Origin of the sequence: Henriciella sp., from assembly GCF_049649345.1 — a bacterium.
Taxonomy (GTDB): Bacteria; Pseudomonadota; Alphaproteobacteria; order Caulobacterales; family Hyphomonadaceae; genus Henriciella.
Genome location: NZ_JBARZC010000034.1, coordinates 1 through 3997, shown reverse-complemented (window position 1 = coordinate 3997; position 3997 = coordinate 1). Strand labels below are relative to the sequence as shown.

The following is a 3997-nucleotide window of genomic DNA, read 5'->3' as shown; positions in this document are numbered from 1 at the left end:
CACATGGAGAGCGACATGGAGGCCGTGCTCGACGGCAAGGAAGACCTCGCCTTCCACATGCATGTCGATGTCATGCCGGACTTCGAACCGGCCGATACCTCGAAAATCAAGATCACTCGCCCTGTCGCCGAAGTTGACGACGAAGCGCTGGACGAGGCGCTCGGCCGTGTCGCCGAGAACAACAAGAAGTACGAAGCCCGCGGAAAGACCGCGAAAGCGCGCGATGGCGATGCTGTCCTGATTGACTTTGTCGGCAAAGTCGATGGCGAAGCCTTTGAAGGCGGCGCCGCCGAAGAACATTCACTCGTTCTTGGCTCCGGCAGCTTCATTCCCGGCTTCGAAGAACAACTCGTCGGCTTGAAGGCCGGTGACGAAAAAGACGTCGAAGTGACTTTCCCTGAAGCCTATCAGGCAGAACATCTGGCCGGCAAAGCCGCCGTCTTTGAAGTCAAGGTGCACGAAGTTCGGGCTCCGAAGACGCCTGACGTTGATGAAGAGTTTGCCAAGGGCCTCGGCATCGATTCGCTTGATGAACTGAAGAAGCTCGTCAGCGACCAGCTTCAAGGCGAACTCGACTCAGCCTCACGCGCCAAGGCAAAACGGGCCTTGCTCGACTCGCTCGACGATGCACACGACTTCGATCTGCCGCCTAAGATGGTCGACATGGAGTTTGATCAGATCTGGCAACAGCTCCAGTCTGAAATGGATGCTGGCCGGGCGAGCGAAGAGGATAAAGGCAAGTCCGAGGACGAGTTGAAAGAAGAGTATCGCACCATCGCTGAGCGCCGGGTGCGCCTCGGTCTCGTGCTCGCTGAAATCGGCCGCCTTCAGGACATCAAGATTTCCGAGCAGGAAGTCCAGCAATCGCTGATCCGCGAAGCCCAGCGCTTCCCCGGCCAGGAACGCCAGGTGCTGGAATTCTTCCAGCAGAACGAAAACGCGATGGCCCAGCTCCGCGCGCCGATTTACGAAGACAAGGTCGTTGATTACCTGCTTGAGAACGTCGAAGTGAAAGACAAGAAAGTTTCTCGCGACGAGCTTATGGCTGACGACGAAGAGTAAGCTTTCCGGGCGATCCCAAGCCCCCGTAATTAAAGCCCGGCCGCATGCAGCGAGCCGGGCTTTTTTTACACTGCGCCAGCCTCAACTGCCGGATCCGCGCTGAGGGCAGGTTCAACGCCTATAAGGTCTGGAGGTATCGCGATGTGAGCCTCATTCGAGAACTGCTCCTCTCCAAGTTCAATATCGACGGCATATTCCTGCCAGCCGACGAGAACTCTTAACCTGTACGATCCAGGCGGCACATTTTCGAACCCGTACTGCCCGAACGAGGCCGAGGACACCTTTCGGATCTCGCCTGTGCGGAGATTGATGAGCTGGATGGCTTGGCCCTCAAGACGCTGATCAGCTGGCCCGGCGGCACCATTCTCATCGAGATCGATGAAAACCGCTCCGCTCAGCTGACCGGTTCGAACTACCGGAATGTCAATATTGGCGGGCTTCGCGCCCGAAACGGACGTTTCGGCCAAGACGCTTTCCGGCGGCCGATAGCCAAGCGGAAGGCTATCATGCGCGACCGACAAAACCACCGCGTCCTGTTTCAGGGTTTGGCCCGTGAACCGGCCATCGCTATCGGCCGCGAGCAACAATCCACTGCCATGCACTTTGACATTTGCGCCGGAAAGCCCCGGCTCGTCATTCTGGCGGACACCGTCGCGATTGAGGTCGACGAACACCGTGCCTGTCACAAGACCTTGCTCGGTCAGTCGCTCACTCACCCGGCGCGGCTCATTGAAGAGAATCGTGCCGCGCAAAGCGACCGACAGATCCTTGCGGCCATCGAGATCATCCACATAGCTCGTCACAAATTCAGTTCTGGCATCAACCCGGTAACGTGCCTGAAGATTTGTGAAATACTGTGTGCCGAGATCGTCCGGGTCAACACTTGAGCGCGCATTGACCTGGCCGTCGATGGTGAGACGGTCACCAAGTTTCCGGCCCGTGGAAAACATTGCCGACGCGCCTGCACGGACAGATACGTCGTTCTCGATCCATCCTAGCGTTGCTGACGGCGCAACCGACACAAATGCGGCGTCACCCAGCGATTTTTCCAAGGGATTTGATTGGATGGCCACCACTGCTAATTCACGGTCGTCCTCATCGCCGTCCGTGGAGACATAGCGCGCCTGAACCGTTCCCCAGTGAAAGCCTTGAATGGCCCTCGCATCGACGCTGTCCAGAGCGCGCGATCGGCCTTCGGCTTCCAATTCAGTGTGATCGACAGTGATCACGACATCCGGCCCTTTTGCACCAATACGCCCGGCCAGCCGGGCCTCCAGACTGGTGGCTGTTTCAGCCGTCGACCCGTCACTATGATTGATGGCGGCGCGGCCCCTGAGGGACAAATTCTGCATGACCTGCCAGGATTTGGCGCTGCGCCAGTCAGCGGAAACCGATCCACCGGTTCGCGCGCCCACGCTATTGTCGAAAACCGCTTCGAAGCGCGCGTCATCCGCTATCTCGGCAAATTTCTCGCCGTCATGATAGACGGTGACGGTCGCACCGATCCGATCTGTCAGACGGTAGCGCGCCCCAGCGCGGGCCCGCACATCAAGGCCGGTCCCGGACGCCGTGCTGAAATAGCCGGCATCGCCAGAGACATAGCCTGTTTCCAGCAGGCCTGGCGCCGCCGAACGGTCGAAAACCTGCTGTCCGGACACAACAAAAGCAGATGTGTTGCCATCGTCTTCCGTTTTGGCGGACGCTCCAATTTCCTGCGTGCCATCTTCACTGAGAAGGCGCACACCACCCGCAAATCCGCCAAATTTCGGCTTGTTCGCCGTGTCGCTGATTTGTTCGGCGCCAGTCAGCGTCGCCCCTGCAGCGACAGCCAAAAGGCCACCGCCTTCGGTTTGCTCGCGGTAGGACATACCGCGTACACGCGAAACATCGACCCCGGAAAGTTCCCTGAAGCGATCTGTGTAGTCGCCAGCACTGCCGCTCCACCCATCAAGGCTTTGAACGTCAAGAGACGCCCATGCGGGCTGCAACTCTTCACTATTCTCGAGCCCGCCTGCACTCTCATAGGTGAGGCGTGAATTATACTGTGCAACGCGACTGGAGAATTCAGCTCGCACGGGTCCACGATCGCTGAGCTGATAGCTGAGCGCCTCTGGCGTGAACGGGGCATCGCCTTTCCCAGGCCCCGCATTGACGGGAACCGCAGCCCCGTCGAGCCGGTCGTCCAAGGTCACACGGACGCGATCTGTTCCAGGCACTAGAGAGATACGCGTTCCCGTCATCAGCTCCACTGCCCCGTGAGGCAGCAGAAGCGTCTCGAGGTCCGCCAGCGCGAGGTCCGGTGTAACACCTGACGGAATACCGTTTACCGACACGAGACCCGTTGCCAGATCGAGCCGTACGATCTTGGAATCCTGCACCCTCACAATGGACACAGCGCCAGCCTCTACTCGGATGTCATGTCCCAGTTCTGCCGCCACTTCGCGTAGCGGCACCAGCAGGAGCGAGCCAACCATCTGAGGCTCAGCGCTGAACCCGTCTACCGGCCGACCATTCACCCAAAGATCCAGCTCACGGGAGCGCTTAAGGCTGTCATTAGTCTCGAACGCAAGGGTGCCATCTGGCAAACGCGTCGGCTCGGTGCTTGTGAGCGAACTGATCGTCTGCGGATCGAGCCAGAGGGATGGCGCCATTTCTGGCTCCGCGACAGTGATTTGCCCTGCAACGACACCGTTCGACCGAAGGGTCCCCGAGGGCACGTCGATCGACATGGAAGTCCCCTCTTCGGCGCTGAAATAGGAAATCGTCTCCCGATCGACGTCGAACCCTCCGCGCAGCATGTCCGCAATCGGGTCCGCCTGGATCAAGATTTGATCATGCGAATGAGCCGATCTACGCGTACGAACTGATGTGATCACACCGTTCACCAATACATCGCGATACTCGATAGCTGTGCCAGCTTTGGCCCGTTCAGATG

2 protein-coding genes are annotated in these 3997 nt (G+C 58.9%); one reads left to right on the top strand and one right to left on the bottom strand.

The window, feature by feature from the left end; all coding sequences use genetic code 11:
• A partial coding sequence (gene tig, locus WA989_RS00895; RefSeq protein ID WP_424338651.1) for a trigger factor occupies positions 1-1062 on the top strand: 1062 nt, incomplete at its 5' end.
• A 65-nt stretch (positions 1063-1127) separates the two neighbouring features.
• Here tig and WA989_RS00890 read toward each other — a convergent pair.
• Positions 1128-3887, bottom strand: a complete 2760-nt coding sequence (locus WA989_RS00890; RefSeq protein ID WP_424338650.1) for a hypothetical protein — start codon at positions 3885-3887, stop codon at positions 1128-1130.
• Between the last annotated feature and the right edge of the window lie 110 nt (positions 3888-3997).